The organism is Synechococcus sp. H55.2 (assembly GCF_047462495.1).
Classification (GTDB): Bacteria; Cyanobacteriota; Cyanobacteriia; order Thermostichales; family Thermostichaceae; genus Thermostichus.
The window spans coordinates 1-3,881 of sequence record NZ_JANSJH010000104.1 but is presented as its reverse complement, the minus strand read 5'-3'; the positions used below and the strand labels follow the sequence as shown (position 1 = coordinate 3,881).

Sequence of the window (3,881 nt, the reverse complement as noted above, 5' to 3'; positions counted from 1 at the left end):
GGGGGTGAGGGCCTCAACCGCCCAAAAACAGCTCCAGCACCTCGGGATTGTTCAACAGGTTGGGGCCGGTGTCCTCGAAGCGGTTTTCTCCCATAGATAAGACGTAGCCCCAGTCCGCCATCTGCAGGGCCTGCTTAGCATTCTGCTCCACCATGAGGATGCTGACGCCAAGGCGGTTGATCTGCCGCAGGAGGGCAAAGGTCTGCTCGATGTACAGGGGCGACAGGCCGGCTGTCGGCTCATCCAGCAACAACAACTGTGGCTCTGCCATCAACGCTCGTCCCATAGCCAGCATCTGCCGCTGTCCGCCCGACAGGGATCCCGCCACCTGGCGCCGCTTCTCTTGCAGGGGCGGAAACAGCTCATAAACCCGCTCCAGTTGGGCGGCATAGCCATCGCGTCGGATGAAGGCCCCCATCTCCAAGTTTTCCTGCACGGTGAGGGAAGGAAAGACGTTGTTGGTTTGGGGCACAAAGCCGATCCCCCGTCGCACCAGTTGCTCGGCAGGGAGATGCGTGATGTCGGATCCCTGAAACAGCACCCGGCCTGTGCGGATGGTGGCTAGGCCAAACAAAGATTTCAGTACCGTCGATTTGCCCGCTCCGTTGGGGCCGATGATCACCACGATTTGGCCAGGGTTCACCTTCAAGTGGATCCCTTTGAGGATGTCCACCCCCCGGTAGCCACTGTAGAGATCTTGGATGTCCAGCAAAGGGGTCATGAGAGGGATCCCTCCGAAGGCAGAGAAGAGGGTTTGGATGGACTCAGGGAGTCGGCCAGCGCCACCGATCCCAGATAGGCCTCCCGCACGGCTGGGTTTTGTTTAATCTCCTCCATGGATCCCTGGGTCAACACCCTGCCGGCGGCCATAACTACCACGTGGTCGCAGAGACGGGTTACCAGATCCAAGTCGTGCTCGATGATGCAGAAGGTACAGCCGCGCTCGCGGTTGAGATACTCGATAAAGCGCATCAGATCCGCCAGCAACGTGCGGTTGACGCCGGCCCCCGGTTCGTCCAGTAGGATCACCCGCGCATCGGCCATGAGGGTGCGCCCCAGTTCCAGCAGCTTCTTCTGCCCACCGGAAAGGGTGACGGCCAGTTGATCCCGCAGATGGATGAGGTTGAGCCGTTGCAAAACCTCTTCGGCCCGAGCTTGCAGGTTGCGTTCTTGTCGTTGCACCTGCCGCCAGCGGAACCAGGCATTGAACAGGTTCTCCCCCACCTGTTGGGGCGGGACGACCATCAAGTTCTCCAGGACGGTCATGCGGCCAAACTCGCGCGGGATCTGAAAGGTGCGCACCAGGCCGCGCCGGAACAGATGGTGGGGGGGCAGGCCGGTGATGTCTTCCCCATCCAGCCAGATGCGTCCGCTACTGGGCCGAACGAACCCGGCGATGATGTTGAAAAGCGTGGTTTTCCCGGCCCCATTGGGGCCGATCAAGCCCGTGATCCGACCGGTTTCAATGCGGAAGGAACAGTGATCTACCGCGCTGATGCCGCCAAACCGTTTGGAGATGTCGTCGATAACAATCACGCTGCCCGATGAGTTCAGTATTTCAATATAATGAGCCCAATTGCCGAGTTTGCTTATTATCCTTCCCGGATCCCTCTGGGAGCAACTGCCCTTGGAGGTTGCAGCCAACCCTGCGGCAGCTAGGGAACGGGCGAGATACTGAGTCTGGCCCGCTTGTTTTCTGGAGCCATCTTTTTTGAGGGAGTGGGGAACGCTTTGAGGCGAGCCAACGTCTAACTGCTACAATTCAACACTTGGCTTTTGGGATCTGAGTTCTACTTTCTCTTGCCTCACAGGAGGTTGTTGGTTATGTCTCGCATGCACAAACTCACCCGACGCGCCTTTGCGGCGGCGGCTGCCCTGACGGCGGCTGCTCTGGCCACCACTTTGCTGCCCGGCACGGCCCAGCAGGCTGCTCAAACGCCGGTCAAGATTGGGGCTCTGCTGTCTTTGACAGGAGATCTGCAGGCCTATGGAGAAAATTGCCTCAAGGGCATCAAGCTGGCCCTCGACCAGATCAACGCTGCCGGTGGCATTTTGGGATCCCCTGCTCAGGTAGTGGAGGCCGATGACCAGACCTCGGCCCAGCCGGCTATCGACGCCGCTCAGCGGCTGGTGAATGTGGAGAAGGTAGCCGGTATTATCGGTGCCCTGGGCAGCGGCATCACCATCCCGGTGGCCACCACGGTGACAGCTCCCAACAAGATCCCGCAAATTTCCCCGGCTTCCACCGCTCCCACCATCACCACCCTAGAGGACAGCGATTTTCTGTTTCGCACCGTTCCTTCTGATGCTTTCCAAGGGGTAGCCCTAGCCCAGGTTACCCGCGAAGAGAATCTAGAGCGGCTGGCGGTCATCTACATCAACAACGACTACGGTAAGGGGCTGGCCGACAGCTTTAAGGCGGCCTTTGAAAAGCAGGGCGGCAAGATCACCAAAGCTGTTCCCTACGATCCCGGCAAGGCCTCCTACCGCAGCGAGCTGACCCAACTGAAGGAAGGGGATCCCCAGGCGTTGGTGCTGATCGGCTACCCCGAAAACGGCGTGGTCATCCTGCGGCAAGCTTTGGAAGAAGGGCTATTCGACCGCTTTGTCTTCACCGATGGCATGCGCTCTCCCGATCTGGCAGCCCAGGTGGGAGCCGATAAGCTAGAGGGATCCATCGGCACCTCGCCCCAGGCCCTCACCGACAGCAAAGCCTACCAGATCTTTGCCGACGCCTACAAAGCTGCCTACGGGGAGCTGCCTCCCACCCCCTACATCGACACCGCCTATGATGCCGCCTTCCTCTTAGCTTTGGCCATCCAAAAAGCCGGCAGCACCGATGGCACTGCCGTTCGCGATGCCTTGCGCCAAGTGGCCAATCCCCCCGGCACCGAGATCTTGCCCGGCGAGTGGGCCAAGGCGGTGGAGCTGCTGAAGCAAGGGGAGGATATCAACTACACCGGCGCTTCCGGCTCGCTGGACTTCGACGAGAAGGGGGATGTGGCTGGAACCTTTGCCCACTGGACTTTCCAAGGGGGGAAGGTAGTCGATCTGAAAGTGTTTGAGCCGGGGAGCTAATTTCCTTTGGGGGTTTTCTAACGGTTAAGTACAGTCAAATAAGCAACAGGGGCCTGCAAGGAGCACTCTTTGCAGGCTTTTTTGCGGCAAGTCAACAGAGCCTTCTGGACAAAACAGGCTAAAGTGTCGGCATCCTGGCGTCTTGTGGAGAATCCTCAATGTTGCCCACCCAACTTGTCGCTGCAATGGCAGCCCTGCTCAGCTTCGGGTTTGCTCCAGCCGCCCTAGCCCAGATCCCCCACCTTGAGCAGACGGCACTCCCAAACGACAGCGCCACCCTTTTGCAAAGCAATGTCCTACAAAACATCGTCTTCGTCGTGCCCAACGCCCCAACGCAGCACTACGCTGGCAGGTGGGGTTGGCGCAGCAGCCCCTCACCGCCCCCTGCCCCCATCACAATCCTGATCCTCAACTCCCAAGCCAACCTGTCCGCCGAGGCAGCCGAGCCGCAGACCTGTGGCCAGCGCTGCCAGGGATCCCTGCGCCTGCCGTAAAGAAGAGGCGGCTGCTTGCACTTCAGACTGCCCAAGCCCGCAATCCGGCTCGCGGCAATGCTCGGATCCGCAGGGATGGGGGTTGATATAATTCAGGGCAATTGTCCACCGCTGGGCGGCAGAGGGTTTTAGCGCAATCTTGGCCCAGCTTTCCAATCTTTGTGGTGTGCGAGGGATCCCTATGAATTGTTCCAGGCAACTCTGCCCTTGGCTAGCTTCAGCCCTGACCTGTGGGATGGTGCTACACACCGCTGCAGCTTGGGCACAGCCCCAACCCGGCACCCTGGATCTGCGCACCGGTGGCGATGC

The 3,881-nt window shown here is 59.8% G+C and carries 4 protein-coding genes; 2 read left to right on the top strand and 2 right to left on the bottom strand.

All coding sequences use genetic code 11. From position 1 onward, the window contains the following. Positions 1-13: 13 nt before the first annotated feature. Positions 14-721: an ABC transporter ATP-binding protein gene (locus NW844_RS11050; RefSeq protein ID WP_414335651.1), complete on the bottom strand. Its 708-nt coding sequence runs from the start codon at positions 719-721 to the stop codon at positions 14-16. Then, positions 718-1,536: an ABC transporter ATP-binding protein gene (locus NW844_RS11045; RefSeq protein WP_414335650.1), complete on the bottom strand. Its 819-nt coding sequence runs from the start codon at positions 1,534-1,536 to the stop codon at positions 718-720. Before NW844_RS11045 ends, NW844_RS11050 begins: the two co-directional genes overlap by 4 nt. A 288-nt stretch (positions 1,537-1,824) precedes the next feature. On the opposite strand from NW844_RS11045, the gene NW844_RS11040 reads away from it, so the two are divergent. Further along, on the top strand, positions 1,825-3,078 hold the full coding sequence (locus NW844_RS11040) for an ABC transporter substrate-binding protein (RefSeq protein ID WP_414335648.1): 1,254 nt from the start codon (positions 1,825-1,827) through the stop codon (positions 3,076-3,078). A gap of 158 nt (positions 3,079-3,236) precedes the next feature. Further along, positions 3,237-3,572, top strand: a complete 336-nt coding sequence (locus NW844_RS11035; RefSeq protein WP_414335647.1) for a hypothetical protein — start codon at positions 3,237-3,239, stop codon at positions 3,570-3,572. Positions 3,573-3,881 lie beyond the last annotated feature (309 nt).